The organism is Nostoc sp. CmiVER01 (assembly GCF_034531135.2).
Lineage (GTDB): Bacteria > Cyanobacteriota > Cyanobacteriia > Cyanobacteriales > Nostocaceae > Nostoc.
In genome coordinates this window covers 51,298-69,293 of record NZ_JAVRBU020000020.1, presented here as the reverse complement: position 1 = coordinate 69,293, position 17,996 = coordinate 51,298, and the positions used below count along the sequence as shown (strand labels likewise).

Below are 17,996 nucleotides of genomic sequence, written 5' to 3'. Positions count from 1 at the left end.
AGCCCTAGCGATAGCCGTTTCTACGTCAATTGAAACAAGTTTATTTAATTTTGAGAGATTAATCTCTGAAATAATGAGATATTAAGTTGAAAATGGTTCTTCAGATAGAAACTTATGGCAACCGAGCAAGAGCTTCAATCTCTTTTTAATAAATTAGATACCGATCAAGACGGCAAAATCTCCCTTAATGATCTTTTTTTAAGTCCTGGCTTAAGTACAGTCATTTCATCAGAAACAAATATCAGTACTCCCCAGGAATTAATAGTAAATTATGATTCAGACGAAGACGGTAGTATTACCTTTGAAGAGTTAAAGTCAGCAGTTGAAAAAGCAAATAATTTAACCTAACAGTCAAAAAACCCAATACCAAATATTAATACCCAAAATCCCTCAAAGCGCCCACGCTTTGAGGGATTTGCACGAAAAAGACAATTACAATTGTGTGTTCGTTTCCAGAAATTAAATTATTCAATTTTCTGAGCGAAGATGATTGTTAGATTCTTCCTCCCCTGCTTCCCCTGCTTCCCCTGCTCACCAAAGCGATTGTATATTTTTTTAGTTGGAAGTCCCTTAATAAACTTTTTTTAGTGCGTCCGCCTGCCCTTGCTAATATTCCTCTTCAAATTGTCCCAACCCTAAACGCTGCAAAACTCACAGGCGTTGAGCATATCGTGTTTCTTTCAATACTTGGAGCCGAACACAACCGTTTTCTGCCACACTCCCAAATTGAACGCTATATCAATCAATTAGGTATTAAAGCTACCTTTTTACGCCCCAGCTTTTTTATGCAAAATCTTAATACCATACACAAAGAAGACATCAAAATTCGTGGTGAATTGCTTCTTCCGGCTGGTAATGGTAAAACAAGTTTCATTGATGTGCGGGATATTGCTGCCGTTGCAGTTCGTACTTTAATTGAAGATGGGCATGAGGGGAGAGCATATCCCCTTACGGGTGCAGAAGCCTTAACCTATTACGAAGTTGCAGACATCTTCACATCAGTTTTAGGTAAACGGGTACGCTATAATCCCTCTGTGATAAACTTTGTTCGACAAATGCGCTCCAAAAAGTTGCCAATAGACTTTATTTTTATAATGGTAGCAATCTACACTAGCGCCCGTTTAGGATTTTCCGGCAACATCACACCTGAGACAGAGCAATTACTCAATCGTTCACCTCTGACCATACAGCAGTATATCGAGGACTATCGACAGTTCTGGTTATAAGTTAATCTAGTATATCTAATTGGCTGGAATTTCTTTGTTTGTTGCTATGTCATTAATTCCAAATCATATTAAGAAGGTTTTCTTAAAATCACTGTTAAGCTTATTAATTGGCAAGGATAAACTCAGATTTTATGAGACTATTGATTGGTCACAGTCAAGTGCTTGCTTCCATAAAACAGATTTCAACTACCCACTTTATTACAGCAGCCAAAACTTTCATGGTATTTCAGGCGGTTACTTAAATCCTGTGGCTGCTATCACTTACGATTTTGTAACAGCTTTGGCTTCTCCACCTCATGAAGCCTGGACTCGTCAACAACTAATTTCTAATATTTTGGGTCAGCCACAAACTGTTCTTGATTTAGGCTGTGGTACTGGTTCTACAACGTTACTATTAAAACAAGCTTTTCGTGGCGCGGTTGTCACTGGCTTAGATTTGTCCCCTTATATGTTAGTTTTAGCTAACTATAAAGCACAGCAGCAACAATTGAATATTCGCTGGCTACATGGTTTATCTGAGGACACTGGTTTTGAGACAGCTACAATTGATTTAGTAACTGCCTCTTTTTTATTACACGAAACACCACCTCAAATTGCTCAATTAATTTTACAAGAATGCTTCCGTTTAGTTAAACCAGGAGGACAATTAATTCTTCTGGATGGGAATCAAAAAAGGCTCTCTCATCTCCAATGGTTGATCAAAATTTTTCAAGAACCTTATTCAAAATTGTATGCTGCTGGTAATTTAGATGTATGGATGAAAACTGCCGGATTTGAGCAGGTGCAAACAAAGTCGGTGGGCTGGCTCAACCAAATAACACAAGGTATTAAGCCAAATAATTTCGCTTCTTGCCGTGAAACCACGTAAATTTTTATTCTGAGATGAACATAGGAATAATTGAGCCAAAAAATGATGGGTTTTAGAAGTGAAGCCAGAGGGGGCAGGGGGGCAGGGGAGCAGGGGAGTAGGGGAGCAGGGGAGCAGGGGAGCAGGGGAGCAGGGGAGCAGGGGGCAGGGGAGCAGGGGGAAAGATACGCTCATTAGACCTGCCACAAGAGTTTTAGGGCAAATAAATTTATGCAACTAACTAATGGTTAGTGGTTGAACCACCAACCACTAACCACTAATTATTGTTATGTTCTAATGAGCTGCTACTACCTCTCCTTCAAGGCGAACTAGTCGGTCTGCTAAAAGTTTCTCAAGGTCTTCTAGTGCCTTAGTGAAACCTTTGATACCCTCATCTAGTTTGTCGGTTGCCATGCGGTCTGCGGCGTGCATCTTGTCATAAGTAGCTTTGTCAATGGATATCTTTTCGATTTCCAAGTTTGCTGCCTTAGCGGGGTCGAGTTTGCGTGGCAAGTCTCCAATGGTTGCTTGCAATTCAGCTAAAAGTGATGGCGAAATGGTCAGCAAATCACTACCGGCAAGTTCAGTAATTTCACCAATGTTACGGAAGCTAGCTCCCATAACTTCGGTTTTATAGCCGAATTTCTTGTAGTAGTTGTAGATTTTGGTGACGGACAAAACTCCTGGGTCTTCGGCTGCTGGGTAGCTATCACGTCCGGTATCTTTTTTGTACCAGTCGAGAATCCGACCGACGAAGGGAGAAATTAGAGTAATGCCGGCTTCTGCACAGGCGATCGCTTGGTGAAGACCAAACAACAAGGTAAGGTTACAGTGAATACCTTCTTTTTCGAGAATTTCCGCAGCGCGAATACCTTCCCAAGTGCTAGCGATTTTAATTAAAACGCGATCGCGGCCAATTCCAGCTGCTTTATACTGAGCAATTAATTCCCGTGCCTTAGTGACGGTAGCTTCGGTATCGTAGGACAAACGAGCATCCACTTCCGTAGATACGCGACCGGGAATAATTTGCAAAATCTTTAATCCAAAGGCAACTGCCAAACGGTCAAAAGCTAGAGAAACTATCTGTGCTTGGGTGGCTCCGGCTCCAGCATCTTTCTTCGCTTGCAGTAAAGTTTGATCGACAATTCCCTGATATTCTGGCATCTGCGCCGCAGCAGTAATCAGCGAAGGATTGGTGGTAGCGTCTTGGGGTTTGAACTTTTCAATTGCCTGGATATCCCCTGTATCTGCGACCACAACAGTCACTTGTCGCAATTGTTCCAGTAAATTCTTAGACATAAAATACTCCGTGATGAATGTTACAGGATTTACTTATTCCCCAGTTTTTTACACTTTTTACTCTTCCTTCAATTCTGATTCTGGCAATTTTTCTTAATCATTGCCCAATTTTGCTTACTATCTTCAGCCACAGCCCTATTCTAAGTGCCTTATGCAGAAATTGGCTGTCCAATGGAATGCACTTTAATTAAACTAGTTGTTCCTGATTTACCAATTGGAACACCAGAGGTAATTACTACTTTATCGCCCTTATTGGCTAAACCCATGTCTACAACTGTGTTCACTACATTGGTAAACATCTCTTCAGCATTGTGGACTGGTGGAATCAGCAAAGCTTCTACACCCCAAGAAAGGGCTAGTTGGCGATAAGCGGTGATGTCAGAGGTAAGGGCAATAATGGGAGAAGTAGGGCGATATTTAGACACCATTCTCGCCGTACTTCCTGATGAAGTGTTACAGAGAATTGCCCGTGAGCCTGTTTCATAAGCGATGCGACACACGGATTCTGCTACAGATTCAGTAACGCTGAGACTGCCTGCTTCATGACACCAGGCATGTTTGCTACCCTCATCTAAAGCCTGTTCTGTCCGCACAGCGATATTGTGCATCATCTCGACGGCGGCGATGGGATATTGCCCGACAGCTGTTTCACCAGAAAGCATTACTGCATCTGTACCATCTAAGATGGAGTTGGCTACATCGGTGGCTTCGGCGCGGGTGGGATCAGGGGCGCTAATCATCGACTCTAGCATTTGGGTGGCTGTAATCACCGGCTTGCCAGCCCGATTGCAACGACGAATAATATCTTTTTGAATTAAGGGTACTTCGTGAATTGGCACTTCTACCCCTAAATCGCCACGGGCAATCATAATCGCGTCGGCAACATTCAGAATGGAGTCAAAATTCTCTACTGCTTCTGCTCTTTCGATTTTGGCAATTAAGCGAATGGAAGCACCAGCAGCTTCAATCATTCGTTTGGCGGGTTCTAAGTCTTGTGGCGATCGCACAAAAGACACCGCTACCCAGTCTACACCCAACTGAATCCCAAAGCGCAAATCCAGCAAGTCTTTTTCGGTGATGGAACTAACAGGTAAAGGAGTTTGTGGTAGGTTTACTCCTTTGTGTGTGGAAATTAACCCGCCAATTTTCACTTGTGCCCGAATGCGATCGGCATCGCGATCAGTAACAATTAACTTGACGCGACCATCATTAATTAAAATCGGTTCACCTGGTCGCACCATTGCGAACAAAGTCGGCAATGGTAAAGGTAGTTCGTCGATACTTTCACCTTTTTCTTGCAAAACAAAGGTGACTTCAGTACCAGCCTCTAAATTTAATCCTTCTGGTGGCAAAGTTCCCAAACGAATCTTCGGCCCACACAGGTCTTGCATAATTGCGATCGGCTTTTGCTGCTCATTACTAATTTGTCTGAGATAGTGAGCAGTTTGGGCGTGGAATTCATAAGCGCCGTGGGAAAAATTCAGCCGTGCCACATTCATTCCAGCTTTTACTAAGGCTTGCAGCTTTTCGGGTGCAGATGTAGCTGGGCCAACAGTACAAATGATTTTGGTTCGACGCATAGGGATTAGGGGTTGAGGAGTAACCTGCAAATTTGGATGGTTTATACCAATTCGTAATTCGTAATTCGTAATTAAGAGACTTCGCATCCAAATTCACATGTGCTTCATATCACTGGTTTGCTAAATAAAGATACTAAATGGCGTTTTGTTTTCGCGGTATTTACCATTTGACCCAAATCCCAAAAGTCCCTAGTCAAGAGTCAGCAGTCAAAAGCTAACGACTAATGACTAATGACTAATGACTAATGACTAATGACCAATCAAACCACAGCAGCTGTCGGTGCAAGTTTTTCCTTTTGTGACATAGACAACATCAGGTCAATTACGCGATTCGAGTAGCCCCACTCGTTGTCATACCAGGCAATTACCTTAAAGAAGTTTGAGTTCAACTCAATCCCAGCACCTGCGTCGAAGATACTAGAATGGGTATCGCCTTGAAAATCTGTGGAAACTACTTCTTCATCTGTGTAACCCAGGATACCTGCAAACGAACCTGTGGCAGCCTCCTTCATGGCAGCACAGATTTCTTTGTAACTGGTGGCTTTGGCAGTTTTGAAAGTTAAATCAACTACAGAGACATCAGGAGTCGGAACTCGTAATGCCATACCAGTCAACTTACCCTTCAATTCTGGTAAAACTAACGCTACAGCTTTAGCTGCGCCTGTGGAGGAGGGAATAATATTCTGGCTTGCACCTCGACCACCCCGCCAGTCTTTCTTACTGGGGCCGTCTACAGTTGGTTGAGTAGCGGTCATGGCATGAACTGTAGTCATTAACCCTTCAGTCAACCCAAAGTTGTCATTGATGACCTTAGCTATGGGAGCTAGACAGTTTGTAGTGCAGCTAGCATTTGAGACAATGATATCCTTGCTGGGGTCAAACAGGTGATGATTGACACCCATTAACAGGGTAGTAACTCGATCTGGATCTTTGGTAGGAGCGGAAATTACCACTCGCTTTGCACCTGCCTTCAGGTGGTTTGCGGCTCCTTCGTGGTCAGTGAAGAGTCCGGTAGCTTCCACCACATAATCTGCACCTAATTTTCCCCAAGGTAACTCTGCTGGGTTCCTCACCGACACGCAAGGAATGAAGTGCCCGTCGATGAGGATACCATCTTCCTTGGCTTCAACCTTATGCTTTAATCTGCCGTGGGTTGAGTCGTACTTTAATAGGTAAGCGAGGTTATCTGGTGGTACTAGATCGTTAATACCTATAAATTCAATGTTGGGGTTATCGATGCCAGCGCGAAGCACAAGTCGCCCGATTCGACCGAAGCCATTGATACCAACCTTCAATTTAGTCAAGATTAAACCTACCCTTGTGGAAAGTTGAACAAAAGGAGAAAGTTAAAAGTCAAAATAGATTGCCTTTTACTCTTTACTCTATGATCGTGACAGTCTCAGTCAGCTAAGGCATATTTGCTTGGCATATTTTAATGATTGGGGCATTGGGGATTGGGAAGAGGACTTGGGGACAAGGGAAAGACTTGTTGCAAGTTCTCACAAGTCACCTTGTCCCCTTGCCTCCCCTGCCTCAAGAGCTTATCCGAACGGTATTGGGGGTGATTCAAGGATTTTTGCAAGAGGTTCATTGACAAAATCATGAGTTTCATTGACAAAATCACGATTTTCATTGACAAAATCATGAGTTTCATTGACAAAATCACGAGTTTCATTGACAAAATCATGATTTTTGCGCTAAATGTTTAAACAATTTGCCTTTGTAACCCACGATTCGTTAGGAGGTAAACAGCAAAAGTACCTACCCAGTGACTAGCTGCATAATGTTCACTTACAATATCTACTAATCCATGCTGACGATGGTGAAGGGCAGTAGAGCGAAGTGTTTCGATGCGGCGATCGCTATTTGCCAATCCAGATATGATACCCTCAAGCATCCAAGCACGACTGAGATTAAGACCGTAGAAATGGGCTTGCATATAATCTTTAGGATTATCTACACCGGGTGATTGTAACCAATTTGCTGAATTCTCAATCGGTATTTGGGGAAGAAAATCGGTCAGCCAGTCAGCGAAAGCTGTTGTTGGCAGGACTCGCCGCATTAGGTCTGCTTCAGCAAGGCCAGGAGACAGAAAATCGTAACCAAGCGGCTCGAATTGTAACGAGTAGTTGTGATCGCTAAGATAAAATTGCCGTGCCTTGTTCTCTATTAACTGAATAAACTCAGTATTTTCGGTAATCCTTGCCCAATCTAGCATCAAACCAAGTGCAAAAGCTGTTTGGCCATGCATCCCTGTGCGATTTGGGAGTTTCAGTCCGTTAATCCAGCGCTGTAAATTACCTGAAATTAACTTTTCTAGCGGTTCCAATACAACCCGCCATTGTTTCGCTTGAGGATGATTCCACTCGTGAAGTTCGGCAGCCAGTTGCAGAAGCCATGCCACACCGTAAGGAAATTCAAAAAAGGGCACTCGTTGGAAATGAGCAATCTCTCCTTGAATCTTCTCAGGTGTTAAGCTTTGCTCAAGTGCTTGCTTTGACGCTGCATTAAAGGAGGCTTCAGGAAAGTGATGCATCAGACGTACCAGCAACCAGTGACCATGTACGGCTGAATGCCAATCTAAACAGCCATAAAAAGCAGGAGTCAATTCACGCGGTGGTTTTATATCCTCGTCGCTATCAGCCCAATACAGACCACTATGGGGATATTCCCGCCCGATACAATCCAGCACTAATTGAGCAAATTGTGCCGCAGTCGTTTCATTTATCTCCAATTTATTGGGTGGCATAGTAGCCCCTTTGGGGAAGTCAAAAGTTAATAATTTTGAACCCCATAAATAAATTTAGGGGCTTTCTCGGCGCGGATAGCTTGGTAAAAACGTAGCGTTTCTAATGCAGACGGATACATTGGCATTGCAGGGCGACGCATTAACATTGCATCGGGATACATTGGCATTGCAGACGAACGCATTAACATTGTATCGAGATGCATTGGCATTGCAGGCGAACGCATTAAGATTGTATCGAGATGCATTGGCATTGCAGGCGAACGCATTAAGATTGCATCGGGATGCATTGGCAATGCCTTGCAATGCCAAATTTAATTCGCTACGAATTAACCATCACTTGTGCTTTGGGTTTTACCCTAGCTTCTGCTTCCAGAAATTCAGCCACTTGAGCCTCAATTTCATCCCGGACAATTTGGCGATACTCCAAGAAATGCTCAATTTGGGCACAAACAGCTAAGTAACTACTCACCCCGCCCGGATTATGCTGATACATGTTCCACAAGTTACGCCAGAATTGCCAGCGCGTCTGACGACGTACACCCTGCCGCCAGCAAATGATTAGAAACGCTCGGAGGACTTTCCAGTTCAATGGTTTCTTAGCAGCTTTGCCTTTTTTGGGGTAGGTTGCTTCGCCCAAAAGCCGGAAGTGTTTGTATGTACGCTCCAAAAACCGCTCTGGCTCATACAAATCACAGAATGCTTGCACATATTCACGAGCGATGTCTTCTAACGGTCGAGTTGGGACAAAGTTCATCAACGTAGTTTGATTGATATTGGCTGATTTATTGCGGAGTCGTCCTTCCTTTTCTAATCTATGCCAAAGCGCTGTGTCTGGAAGGGCTTGCAACATACTAAATAAGGCCGTGGGAATTGCTGTTTGCTCAACAAACTTGACAATTCGCGCGCCTGCTCCCGCCTTCTCGCCATCAAACCCAATGATAAAGCCTGCCATAACTCGCAACCCTGAGCGGGTAATTCTATTTACCGCCTCACTGAGTGAGTCTCTGGTATTTTGGTATTTCTGAGTGAAAGTAAGACTTTCTTCGTCTGGGGTTTCAATTCCCAGAAAAACAGCACCAAAATTACACGCTACCATCAAATCCATCAGTTCTTGATCTTGGGCTAAATCAACTGAAGCCTCTGTGGCAAAGGAAAAGGGATAATTATGTTCTACCATCCAGGGCAGAAGGGACTTCAAAAATAATTTGACATTCCGCTTATTACCAATAAAGTTGTCATCCACCATAAAAATACTGCGTCGCCAACCCAGTTTGTAGAGATAATCTAGTTCTGATAAGAGTTGCTCTGGGTTTTTGGTGCGGGGTTTGCGCCCATATAGCACAATAATGTCGCAAAATTCACACTGGAAGGGACATCCACGCGAAAATTGCACCGACATTTCCGCGTAGGCTTCAAATTCTAGCAAGTCAAAGCGAGGAGTTGGAGTGTTGGTAACATCTGGTTTTTCACCACCAGAGCGAAATATACCTGTGCGATCGCCCCGTGCGATCGCTGCTACAAATAAGGGTAGGGTAATTTCCCCTTCGTCCAATATCAAGTAATCTGCTCCGGCGGATGTCATTTCATCTGGTAGCGCTGTCGGGAAAGGGCCACCCACGGCTACCCGTTTACCTCTACGTTTTGCTTCTAATATCTGAAAGAGTAAATCCTCTTTTTGCACAATCATTGCCGACATAATAACCAAATCTGCCCAAGCCCACTCTGCTTCCGTACAAGCGCGAACATTTCGATCTACTAACTTATACTCCCATTCTTGAGGTAATATCGCAGCTACAGTTACCAAGCCTAAAGGCGGTAGCATTGCTTTACGGTCTAATAAAGCCAGTGTTTTTTCAAAAGACCAAAAACTTTTTGGAAAACGGGGGTATAGAAGTAAAACATTCATATTTGACGCTTGTAAACCTTATCTTAGCTGCTAGTTGATTTTACATACAACTTAGTTACTCTGACGACACATTAGAGCAGCCTTTGTATTTAGTAGCAGTAACCTCTACTATGACTGATTGAGACAAAGCAATGTTTTTTAAGCGCATTCATGATAGATATTTAATTAAAAATTTATTTACCGATAGATTCAAAAAATAGAGGAAAATACGGTATCCTTATGACAAGCTCTTAAATCTATTTATGCGGATTGTAACGTGTAAATTTTGACTTATGAGCGTATCCACTTTCTTAAGCAAGCACACACCGTCTCGTATAGAAGCGGCGTGACCTAATTACTTACCATTTATTTAAGAGATTTTCAGAGAATAAATTATCTAATTTTTTAGAGTAGGCATCTTAACTTGTCCGCAAACAGAGGCAAGCTTTTTGGGTCAGCCTACAATAACTAGTTGGATATTTTTTCTTGAGAAGTTTCTAACAAAATAATTAATGTTTTCTAACTTAGATTACGCAAATAGCAAATAATCTGTATCTAAGTGCTCAATAGTTCTTGGACTGAGGCTCAACTTACGTATTGGTGAGAAATTCAGGAGAGATAATATGGCTTTTACTTTCGGCACTACAAGTCCTGACAAGATAAATGGGACTTCGGGAAATGACACTATAGTTGGTTGGGCTAATGGTGGTAATGTCACTAGTCTGTCCGGTAACGATACCTTGAATGGTTTAGCTGGTGACGATTCTCTCGCCGGTGGGACGCTAAACGACAGTCTAATTGGTGGCAGTGGCAATGACATACTTAATGGCGGCACTGGTATCGACATCTTGGATGGGGGAACAGGCGACGATACTTACATTATTGACAGTGTTAGTGACACTATTCGGGAAGCGATTAATTCAGGCACAGATAGCGTTCGGTCTTCTGTCACCTACACACTGGGCGCAAATCTGGAGAACTTAATACTGCAATTCTCAAGTAACGCCATCAACGGTACAGGTAACAGTCTTAACAACTTTATCAACGGTAATGGTTTTAACAATACGCTGAATGGAAGAGCGGGCGATGACACACTAGATGGTAATTTAGCCGATGATATCCTCAATGGTGAGGACGGCGATGATAGCCTACAAGGCGGGCCCGGCAATGACGTACTCAATGGGGGGGCTGGAAACGATATTCTCATCGGTGTTTATCCTGGTAGTCTACTTCCACCTGGAGTAGGGGAAACTGATAGTTTAACTGGCGGGACTGGCGCAGATACATTTGTCTTAGGGGACGCTGCAAATATTTTCTACGACGATAACAACTCTACGAATACTGGTTTTGCGGATTTTGCTACTATTACTGACTTTGACTCTAGCCAAGATAAAATTCAACTCAAAGGAACTCCACAAGACTACCGTCTGCAAGTTGCTGGAAGCAACACACGAATATTCTCACAGCAACCGGGACAGGTAAATGAACTTATAGGTATTGTGCAGGGAAAAAACAATCTCAGACTTAGTAGCGATGACTTTCTTTTCTATGAGCGGGAAAATGCTGAACAAGCTACAAACAACACACTAGGAAACGCTGAAAATTTAGGTTCTTTCTCATCAGGCTCAAAAATTAATATTTCAGGCCAGTTAGCAACAGTTGAATCGAGTCGCAATCCCGATGTTGACTTTTTTACATTTTATTTACCAACTTCAGGAACCGTCACTATCGACATAGCGACATCGGGAAAGGCAAATATCGGACTGTTTAACTATGGGACTTTAGTGACTAGTCAAAATTCGTCATCAATCACTGGTTTAGTGAGTGCAGGTGTATACTCAGTTTCAGTGAGTAAAGATTCTTTCTTGCCTCAAAATAATGGAGCTTTCTTTGGTACAAACTCTGAACCTGATTTTTCCTATACGCTAGGAGTTGGTTTTACAAAATAAGAACTTTATCAATTTAAGAGGTACTGACATTAGAAAGCAGATTGAAGGAGACTACTTTTTCTGTTGGCTAGGGAGACACAGTAACGTGTCTCCCTTTACCATAAAAGTTGTTTTAAAAGTATTAGACAAATAGAATCCGCTTCGTATTCAAGCTCGTCAATCGTCAATATATTAAATAATATATTTAATATATTTAGATACCTTTACCCTGATGGAGTCCAAGCCAATGTGGGTAGTTCACGCTATTACTCCGGAAAGCGGGTGCAATATTGTTAAATGAAAGCTATGCTTAGTTTCAGCTTTCAGATACCGTTCTTGTAAGGGTTGCCACTTCTGCCACGACTGGTAGCGATTTTCAGTTAACAAAGCAGCAAGGGTAGGGAGTTCAGTCTGGATTTCTGACTTGAACACATCTGTAAGCCAGTCAGTTAATACAGCACTATCTTGCATCGTACCCAAAATTTCTTGGATATTTTTCACTTCTGTAAGATAAGCTGCGTAAGATTCGCCATATAAGTCAGTAAATAACTCCATTTGATAACGTAGACGTTTTGCTTCTTTTCGCAAACTGTGAATAATTTCACCTTCTGTGGTCAATTGTTTTTCTATCTTTTCTGGTTTCCAGTTTTTCTGGATTATCACTTCTGATTCTACAAATTCAGTGCCAACTAACCAAGCCGGATGCAGTAAAAAACTACTTACTTCTGGTAAAAGTAAATCTGGTAGTACCTGCTGAATGGTAAAAGATGCTAACGGTTGATAACTAGGTTTCTCTAACCACTTATCTAATGCATCTTTTAGAGACTTGTAAGATTCATCTTTTAACGTTTTCTGTACCCTTGATTCTACATCTTCACGTTGTTTAGCTAAAGCGTTGAAAGCTGTTTTTAGAGATTCTTGCTCTTTACAGGGTAAGTTTGGTTTGTAATCGTTTTCCAAACTTTCTTTAAGTACGTCTAAATCTCTCAGACTACCAAGACGACGGGCTATTTTACCAATATTTTTATCGTTGACTGGTTTCGGCACATCCACCGCTAGCCCAAAGCTAGTTACAGATGTTCGTAAGCGGCGCATTCCCACTCGCATTTGATGCAACGCTTCTGGATCTTCATCTTTCTTTACTAATTTTTCCCACTTCAAGGTTTTCTTAAAGTGTTTTTCAATCGCTTGGTAGGCGTAGTCCCCTAGAGTTTTTACTGTAGTTTGTGTGGCTAGTTTCATAATCGATCTTAATTGACATTACCTTATGAGGTTATTGCATAATAACATTAGTTAAAAATTTGTATCTGGCTTCGATATTTTTTATTCAATAGAGTACTATCAATTATGTTAGTAAGTATTAATACCTGCATCCTCTTTAAGAAACATCCAATATCTATCAAAGGTCTAAAGAAAAATTTATTATAACGATTCCATATAATATCAATAGCTTTTGTAAGTTTTAATTATTATATTAAATTGTTTATTATAATAACATGATTAATCTTTCTAAGATCAAAAAATGTCAAACTTAAATTTGCTCAATCAAGTTTTCTTAACTTTTGTAGACAACTTTAAAGAACATAGAGAAGACTTATCTGCGCTGCTGATAACACACCATAAATATTTATGGTTGGGGTCAGATGAAACCTCAACTATATTCAGATAGTCGCCTTGGAAATTGGCTAATTCACCACTAGCGATCGCTCGCCATACTGTCAAGTTTTGTCCTTTTAAGAGTAAAAGTTGGGTTTTGGCAGTTGATCGTTTAACGCCCAATTTCCTATATCTTGGATTTTGTAATCTACTGGATCGTGGAGAGTGAATGTGCGGAGATTACGCCAATAGCGGTCAAAACCATATTTGGCATTAGTAGCGCGTGCGCCCATAACTTCAAAGATGCGGTTGGTAATGTCTAAGCCGACTTTAGTAGCGACGACTTTGGCTGTAGCGATAAACAGCGCACATTCTCCCCGTTGTTCTGCGGTGAGTGACCATTCCTGCTCCCAAGCTGTTTGTAGTAATTCTCCTGCCTGTTCAACTAGACAAGTGGCTGCCTGAAGATCAACCCACATATTGCCGTAATGCTGGATAATGTATGGATCTTGGGTTGCACTTTCTACACCTGATGTCAGCCAAGGTTTTGTGCTAGTGCCAGTATACGTTTTAGAAGCTTCAAATGCTCCTTGTGCAATTCCCAGGTAGATATTAGCAAGATTCAATTGAGTTAAGCAGGCGCGAATAGTACTGAAGGGATGACTGGGTTTATCTCTACTACCAAGAATTTCGTCAGGGTACACCAGCACATTTTCAAATGTCACACTACCACTGTCTGTTTGGCGTTGCCCCATATTATCCCAATCATGATGAACAGTAATGCCTTGCCTTTGAGTAGGAATTACCAAAATACTCAATTCACCAGTTTCTTGATCAGTGGCAGTGATCGGTAATATATCCGAATCGTGGGAGCCAGAGCAAAAACTTTTGATGCCGTTAAGACGGAAATAATTACTTTCCGGTGTCAAAGTAGTTCTTTTATCTAAAGGGTTGAGAGCATTGCACCAAAACCAATTGTTGTGAATAGTTTCTGAATAGTATCGCTGTTTCTGCTCTGCCGAACCAAAGATGTGAGGAACTACTACACCTAAATGATGGTAAGAAAAGACGTGAGCAATAGAACTATCAACCTTGGCAAACTCGCGGGTAATTTGCAGAACAGTAATCCAGCTTTCTCCTAAACCACCGGACTCTATAGGTACGATCAGTTTCAGCAAGTTGCTTTGGCGGAGGCGATCGCGTTCATGCTTTGGTGTTCCCCCTTTTGTATCCCGTGCTACAGCAGTAGCAGCAAATTCCTTTGCTAAAGACTTAGCTATCTCAAGATAATTTTGAGACTCTTTAGTTTTGATTAATTGCATATTTTGCAACTTCTCCTGCGAATACATTTTTAAGGAGTAAATATAATTTTGATAAAATAAATAGATTCAGAATAAGTTTTTAAAGCTATCTTTATTATTGCAAAATTAGTAGCTACATCTGAGTTAGTTACCAAAAAAAACTTAACTACCTTACAAAGACTGCAAGAAAAATTATGGTATTGGTTTGACTTATGTAAATGCTTATCAAAATCGGGTAACAATAATAGTGATGTAAGTTAATTTTGTACCCATATTTAGCTGAAGAATTTGACCAAAGATGAGTTCAAAAATATAGCTAATGAACTGCAATGACAGCAATAGAAAGCAACGCCTTAAATGGCTGGCTTTGCCAAATGCTCCGTCTCTGGGTTGAGTTCGTAACGCTCATAGAATCAACTTAAGTGATGTTGGATTTATTAGGGGCAAAACATTCTGGTAATCATTCCCTCTGAATGCTTCACCCCAACAGAGAATGGGGCAATTACAGCCAAGGATGGCGTGGGGGATAAATACCATTGAGGAAGTAGTTACCAACAGCGTAGTATTTCCAACGCACAGGATCGTGGAGTGTGTGAGCGCGGGCATTTCGCCAGTGGCGATTATAGTTAAATTCCTCCAATGTGGACTTAGTACCTGCTAGTTCAAACAGTTTGTTGGTAGCTAGTAATGCTGCTTCCGTGGCTAAGGCTTTGGCTTCAGCAACTGCAATTGATGCTTCAACTACCTTGGGTTCTTCTAAACCTGACTCGTTAGCGATATCAAGAAATTCGCCTGCACGACGCAGCAATGCTTCTGAAGCGTGAACCTGAATTTGTACATTGCCTAAGTTGTACAGTGTCAGGGGGTCTTCGTAGCCTTTTTCTAAATTACTGTCAACCCAAGGACGGGTATGCTTGCGAACAAAGTGGATGGTGTCACGGACTGCGGCTTTAGCAATTCCCACGTCTACAGCGGCTTGGATGATTTGTGCGATCGCACCCATTGGTGTTGCCCGTTCAAAGGCTAAGTAATGCGGTATGACGTGTTCTGCCTTGACTTTGACATTTTCAATAATGGTAGTACCACTGGCTGTGGTACGCTGTCCGAAGCTCGTCCAGTCATCAAGTAGGGTTAGTCCTTCGGCATCTCTTTCGACAAATGCCACCACTGTTTTACCATCTGGATTGCTGGCAATGACGGGAACCCAATGTGCCAGTAATGCCCCAGCAGAATAGTATTTGCGTCCGTTGAGTACGAAGTCAGAACCATCTGGCTGTAACTTTGTTTGCACATCAATAACAGATTTTGTGCCAATTTCCGAGAAGGCATTACCGAACCGCTTGCCTTGTAAAACCAAATCAAAGAAGAATTTCTTCTGCTCATCTGTACCATCCAAGCGGACTGCTTCTACCATGTAGAGGTGGTTTTGGGGAATTTGACCAAGGCTAGAGTCAGCTTCAGAGATGATTTTAATGACTTCTGCGAGGGTGGCGTTCGATACAAAAGCACCGCCATACTCTTTAGGGACTGTAATTCCCCATAATCCACTCTGGGAGAACTTTTCCACCTCTTCAGCAGGTAAACGCCGAGTTTGGTCGCGTTCTGAGTCTCCCTTGGCAAACTCAGCTGCTAATTCGTGAGCGATCGCGATCGCTTCTTGGTCATTCTGAATTATATGTGCCTTCTGGTCAGTATTAATTACTGATGTCATAGTAAAACTCCTTGATTGTGATTGAGTGACTCATAATCGCCACTACTATGAGACAACACAAAATATCTGTATTTGATCAGCACATCCCATTTGAGGAATGGACATCTTGTCCATCACTAATACTTAGATGGGCAAGATGGCCATCCTTCAAATTGAATTTGAAGGAGTTTGCAGCTATAAAAGATGCGCTCGCTGCCACAACTCCCTCATTCATCCCAAAAATCGCTGCCACCATCAGGGAAACACCTTTCAAATTCACTGTCACAATTTGCACAACCCAAAAAGGATACCTGCAACTACGACAATCCGCGCCAACTTTGTACCGCTATAACGCACAGATACAAATTCACTAATGGTGTAGCCATGAGGCATTAGCCTTTTGAGCGAATGCAATGACGGCAACGACTGATAAACCATTGGTACGGTAAACCACCACAGTCCTGATAGTCCATATTTGTACGTCACATAAATGGGCAATAAAACACCAATTATCTATGTCCAGACTGAAAGTAAATCTGCAATCCCAAACCCTAATTTAATTTGCTACGAAATTTATGCAATTATGAAGATGATTTGAGTTAGGCGAATCGATTTTGTTAATGTTGACATCTGCGTAGCGTTTCGCTGTTGCAGTAGAAGTGGGTTTAGCTATGATCTCAACAGATTGGCCCAACAAAACCCACTCTTACAAAGGATGTTCCTGTTAATCTACACTACAACTAACTCATCAGCTGTCCGACGATTAGATTTAAGTTCGCGCACAATGGGTATTACTGTTTTACCAAATGCTGGCAAATCATCTGTGTAGTGTAAGAAGCCACCAAGAATTAGATCAACTCCCGCTTCATGAAACTGGCGAATCTTCTTTGCTACTTGTTCAGCAGTGCCAATCAAGCCTGAACGGAAGCCATCGTTATACTGCACCAAGTCTTCAAAATTGGAATTTGCCCACATTCCTTGACGTTCACGAGTCGAAGATCCTGCCTGTTTCACCGCTTCGCCAAATCCTTTCACAGCTTCTACATCAGCTTGGGCAATAATATCACGCAATACTTCATGGGCTTCTGCTTCCGTATCTCGCACTATGATAAAGGAATTCAGACCAAATTTAATTGTGCGTCCTTCAATACTCGCTAATTCAGATACTTCTGCAATCTGCTCTTTCACACCTTCTATGGTGTTACCATTCATAAAATACCAATCAGAGACACGGCCAGCCATCCGCCGCGCTGCTTTGGAATTACCACCTTGGAATATCTCCGGGTGGGGATTTTGATTAACTGGTCTAGGCTTCACCCAACCGCCGTTAATGCGGTAAAAGTCGCCCTTAAAATGAAACTCATCCTCAGTCCACAAACCTTTGAGAACGCGGATAAATTCTTCTGAACGACGATATCGTTCGTCATGGTCTAACCAATGTTCACCATATATAGTGAATTCATCTTTGAACCAACCACTAACTACATTTAAAGCAAACCGACCATTAGAGAGAAAATCAATGCTAGCACCAATTTTAGCAACTACTCCCGGATGCCACAATCCAGGGTGAACTGCTGCAATTAGCTTCAATTTCTTGGTGACTGGAGCTAGGGCTGACACAGTTGTTAATGCTTCTAGCTGGTACTCAGCACCATAGCTGGCGATAAATCTAGCTTGTGCTAAAGCATATTCAAACCCAACTTCTTCAGCTGTTTGAGCTAGTTGAGCATTATAATCATAAGTCCAATCTGTCCGTTGGGGAATTTTACTAACAACTAACCCACCGCTGACGTTAGGAATCCAGTATGCGAACTTAATATCTACCATAATTGTGCGTTTGTAATTGAAACTGCTTGGTTATTTATCTAAGTTTGCAAGTAAAGCAACAAAGCCTA

General features: G+C 42.1%; 17 protein-coding genes. 4 read left to right on the top strand and 13 right to left on the bottom strand.

Going from position 1 to position 17,996, the window contains the following annotated elements:
- Positions 1-114: 114 nt before the first annotated feature.
- From RMZ43_RS29495 to RMZ43_RS29485, 3 genes are all read left to right on the top strand, one after another.
- The gene (locus RMZ43_RS29495) at positions 115-348 is read left to right on the top strand and encodes an EF-hand domain-containing protein (RefSeq protein WP_322651066.1); all 234 of its coding nucleotides are present in this window, start codon (positions 115-117) and stop codon (positions 346-348) included.
- Positions 349-587: 239 nt separating this feature from the next.
- Positions 588-1,226 carry an NmrA family NAD(P)-binding protein gene (locus tag RMZ43_RS29490; protein ID WP_322651067.1) on the top strand — a complete coding sequence of 213 codons (639 nt, stop codon included), beginning with the start codon at positions 588-590 and terminating at the stop codon, positions 1,224-1,226.
- 46 nt (positions 1,227-1,272) lie between these two features.
- Positions 1,273-2,094, top strand: a complete 822-nt coding sequence (locus tag RMZ43_RS29485) for a class I SAM-dependent methyltransferase (RefSeq protein WP_322651068.1) — start codon at positions 1,273-1,275, stop codon at positions 2,092-2,094.
- Between the two features lie 273 nt (positions 2,095-2,367).
- Here the strand turns inward: RMZ43_RS29485 and RMZ43_RS29480 are convergent, their stop codons facing one another.
- The 6 genes from RMZ43_RS29480 to RMZ43_RS29455 all read right to left on the bottom strand — a co-directional run bounded on the left by RMZ43_RS29480 (position 2,368) and on the right by RMZ43_RS29455 (position 9,607).
- Positions 2,368-3,372, bottom strand: a complete 1,005-nt coding sequence (locus tag RMZ43_RS29480; protein WP_322651069.1) for a transaldolase — start codon at positions 3,370-3,372, stop codon at positions 2,368-2,370.
- Positions 3,373-3,521: 149 nt separating this feature from the next.
- Positions 3,522-4,952 (bottom strand): pyruvate kinase, encoded by a 1,431-nt coding sequence (pyk, locus tag RMZ43_RS29475; protein WP_322651070.1) that lies wholly within the window; start codon positions 4,950-4,952, stop codon positions 3,522-3,524.
- Positions 4,953-5,212: 260 nt separating this feature from the next.
- Positions 5,213-6,256, bottom strand: coding sequence for a type I glyceraldehyde-3-phosphate dehydrogenase (gene gap / locus RMZ43_RS29470; RefSeq protein ID WP_322651071.1), 1,044 nt, complete (start codon positions 6,254-6,256; stop codon positions 5,213-5,215).
- 401 nt (positions 6,257-6,657) lie between these two features.
- Positions 6,658-7,701 (bottom strand): DUF2891 domain-containing protein, encoded by a 1,044-nt coding sequence (locus tag RMZ43_RS29465; RefSeq protein ID WP_322652769.1) that lies wholly within the window; start codon positions 7,699-7,701, stop codon positions 6,658-6,660.
- 26 nt (positions 7,702-7,727) lie between these two features.
- A complete protein-coding gene (locus tag RMZ43_RS29460; protein WP_322652768.1) occupies positions 7,728-7,988 on the bottom strand; it encodes a hypothetical protein in 261 nt (86 codons plus the stop codon).
- A 32-nt stretch (positions 7,989-8,020) separates the two neighbouring features.
- Positions 8,021-9,607, bottom strand: a complete 1,587-nt coding sequence (locus tag RMZ43_RS29455; RefSeq protein WP_322652767.1) for a B12-binding domain-containing radical SAM protein — start codon at positions 9,605-9,607, stop codon at positions 8,021-8,023.
- A gap of 602 nt (positions 9,608-10,209) precedes the next feature.
- Between RMZ43_RS29455 and RMZ43_RS29450 the strand changes: the two genes are divergently transcribed.
- A complete protein-coding gene (locus tag RMZ43_RS29450) occupies positions 10,210-11,535 on the top strand; it encodes a calcium-binding protein (RefSeq protein WP_322651075.1) in 1,326 nt (441 codons plus the stop codon).
- A 237-nt stretch (positions 11,536-11,772) separates the two neighbouring features.
- Here the strand turns inward: RMZ43_RS29450 and RMZ43_RS29445 are convergent, their stop codons facing one another.
- The 7 genes from RMZ43_RS29445 to sfnG form a co-directional block, all read right to left on the bottom strand.
- A complete protein-coding gene (locus RMZ43_RS29445; RefSeq protein ID WP_322652766.1) occupies positions 11,773-12,756 on the bottom strand; it encodes a CHAD domain-containing protein in 984 nt (327 codons plus the stop codon).
- 303 nt (positions 12,757-13,059) lie between these two features.
- Positions 13,060-13,236, bottom strand: a complete 177-nt coding sequence (locus tag RMZ43_RS29440) for a hypothetical protein (protein WP_416212422.1) — start codon at positions 13,234-13,236, stop codon at positions 13,060-13,062.
- Between the two features lie 11 nt (positions 13,237-13,247).
- On the bottom strand, positions 13,248-14,432 hold the full coding sequence (locus RMZ43_RS29435; RefSeq protein ID WP_322651077.1) for an acyl-CoA dehydrogenase family protein: 1,185 nt from the start codon (positions 14,430-14,432) through the stop codon (positions 13,248-13,250).
- Between the two features lie 481 nt (positions 14,433-14,913).
- Entirely contained in the window at positions 14,914-16,122 is a 1,209-nt protein-coding gene (locus tag RMZ43_RS29430) for an SfnB family sulfur acquisition oxidoreductase (protein ID WP_322651079.1), read from the bottom strand.
- 76 nt (positions 16,123-16,198) lie between these two features.
- Positions 16,199-16,387 (bottom strand): hypothetical protein, encoded by a 189-nt coding sequence (locus RMZ43_RS29425; protein WP_322651080.1) that lies wholly within the window; start codon positions 16,385-16,387, stop codon positions 16,199-16,201.
- The gene (locus tag RMZ43_RS29420; RefSeq protein ID WP_322651081.1) at positions 16,384-16,587 is read right to left on the bottom strand and encodes a hypothetical protein; all 204 of its coding nucleotides are present in this window, start codon (positions 16,585-16,587) and stop codon (positions 16,384-16,386) included. Before RMZ43_RS29420 ends, RMZ43_RS29425 begins: the two co-directional genes overlap by 4 nt.
- A 243-nt stretch (positions 16,588-16,830) precedes the next feature.
- A complete protein-coding gene (gene sfnG, locus RMZ43_RS29415; RefSeq protein ID WP_322651082.1) occupies positions 16,831-17,928 on the bottom strand; it encodes a dimethylsulfone monooxygenase SfnG in 1,098 nt (365 codons plus the stop codon).
- Positions 17,929-17,996: the final 68 nt, after the last annotated feature.

Excerpts from the sequence above, each read along its gene's own strand:
- RMZ43_RS29465 (WP_322652769.1), bottom strand. The coding sequence starts at position 7,701 with ATGCCACCCAATAAATTGGAGATAAATGAAACGACTGCGGCACAATTT.
- RMZ43_RS29480 (WP_322651069.1), bottom strand. The coding sequence starts at position 3,372 with ATGTCTAAGAATTTACTGGAACAATTGCGACAAGTGACTGTTGTGGTC.
- sfnG (WP_322651082.1), bottom strand. The coding sequence starts at position 17,928 with ATGGTAGATATTAAGTTCGCATACTGGATTCCTAACGTCAGCGGTGGG.
- RMZ43_RS29430 (WP_322651079.1), bottom strand. The coding sequence starts at position 16,122 with ATGACATCAGTAATTAATACTGACCAGAAGGCACATATAATTCAGAAT.
- RMZ43_RS29495 (WP_322651066.1), top strand. The coding sequence starts at position 115 with ATGGCAACCGAGCAAGAGCTTCAATCTCTTTTTAATAAATTAGATACC.
- RMZ43_RS29460 (WP_322652768.1), bottom strand. The coding sequence starts at position 7,988 with ATGCATCCCGATGCAATCTTAATGCGTTCGCCTGCAATGCCAATGCAT.
- RMZ43_RS29455 (WP_322652767.1), bottom strand. The coding sequence starts at position 9,607 with ATGAATGTTTTACTTCTATACCCCCGTTTTCCAAAAAGTTTTTGGTCT.
- RMZ43_RS29435 (WP_322651077.1), bottom strand. The coding sequence starts at position 14,432 with ATGCAATTAATCAAAACTAAAGAGTCTCAAAATTATCTTGAGATAGCT.
- RMZ43_RS29445 (WP_322652766.1), bottom strand. The coding sequence starts at position 12,756 with ATGAAACTAGCCACACAAACTACAGTAAAAACTCTAGGGGACTACGCC.
- pyk (WP_322651070.1), bottom strand. The coding sequence starts at position 4,952 with ATGCGTCGAACCAAAATCATTTGTACTGTTGGCCCAGCTACATCTGCA.
- RMZ43_RS29450 (WP_322651075.1), top strand. The coding sequence starts at position 10,210 with ATGGCTTTTACTTTCGGCACTACAAGTCCTGACAAGATAAATGGGACT.
- RMZ43_RS29485 (WP_322651068.1), top strand. The coding sequence starts at position 1,273 with ATGTCATTAATTCCAAATCATATTAAGAAGGTTTTCTTAAAATCACTG.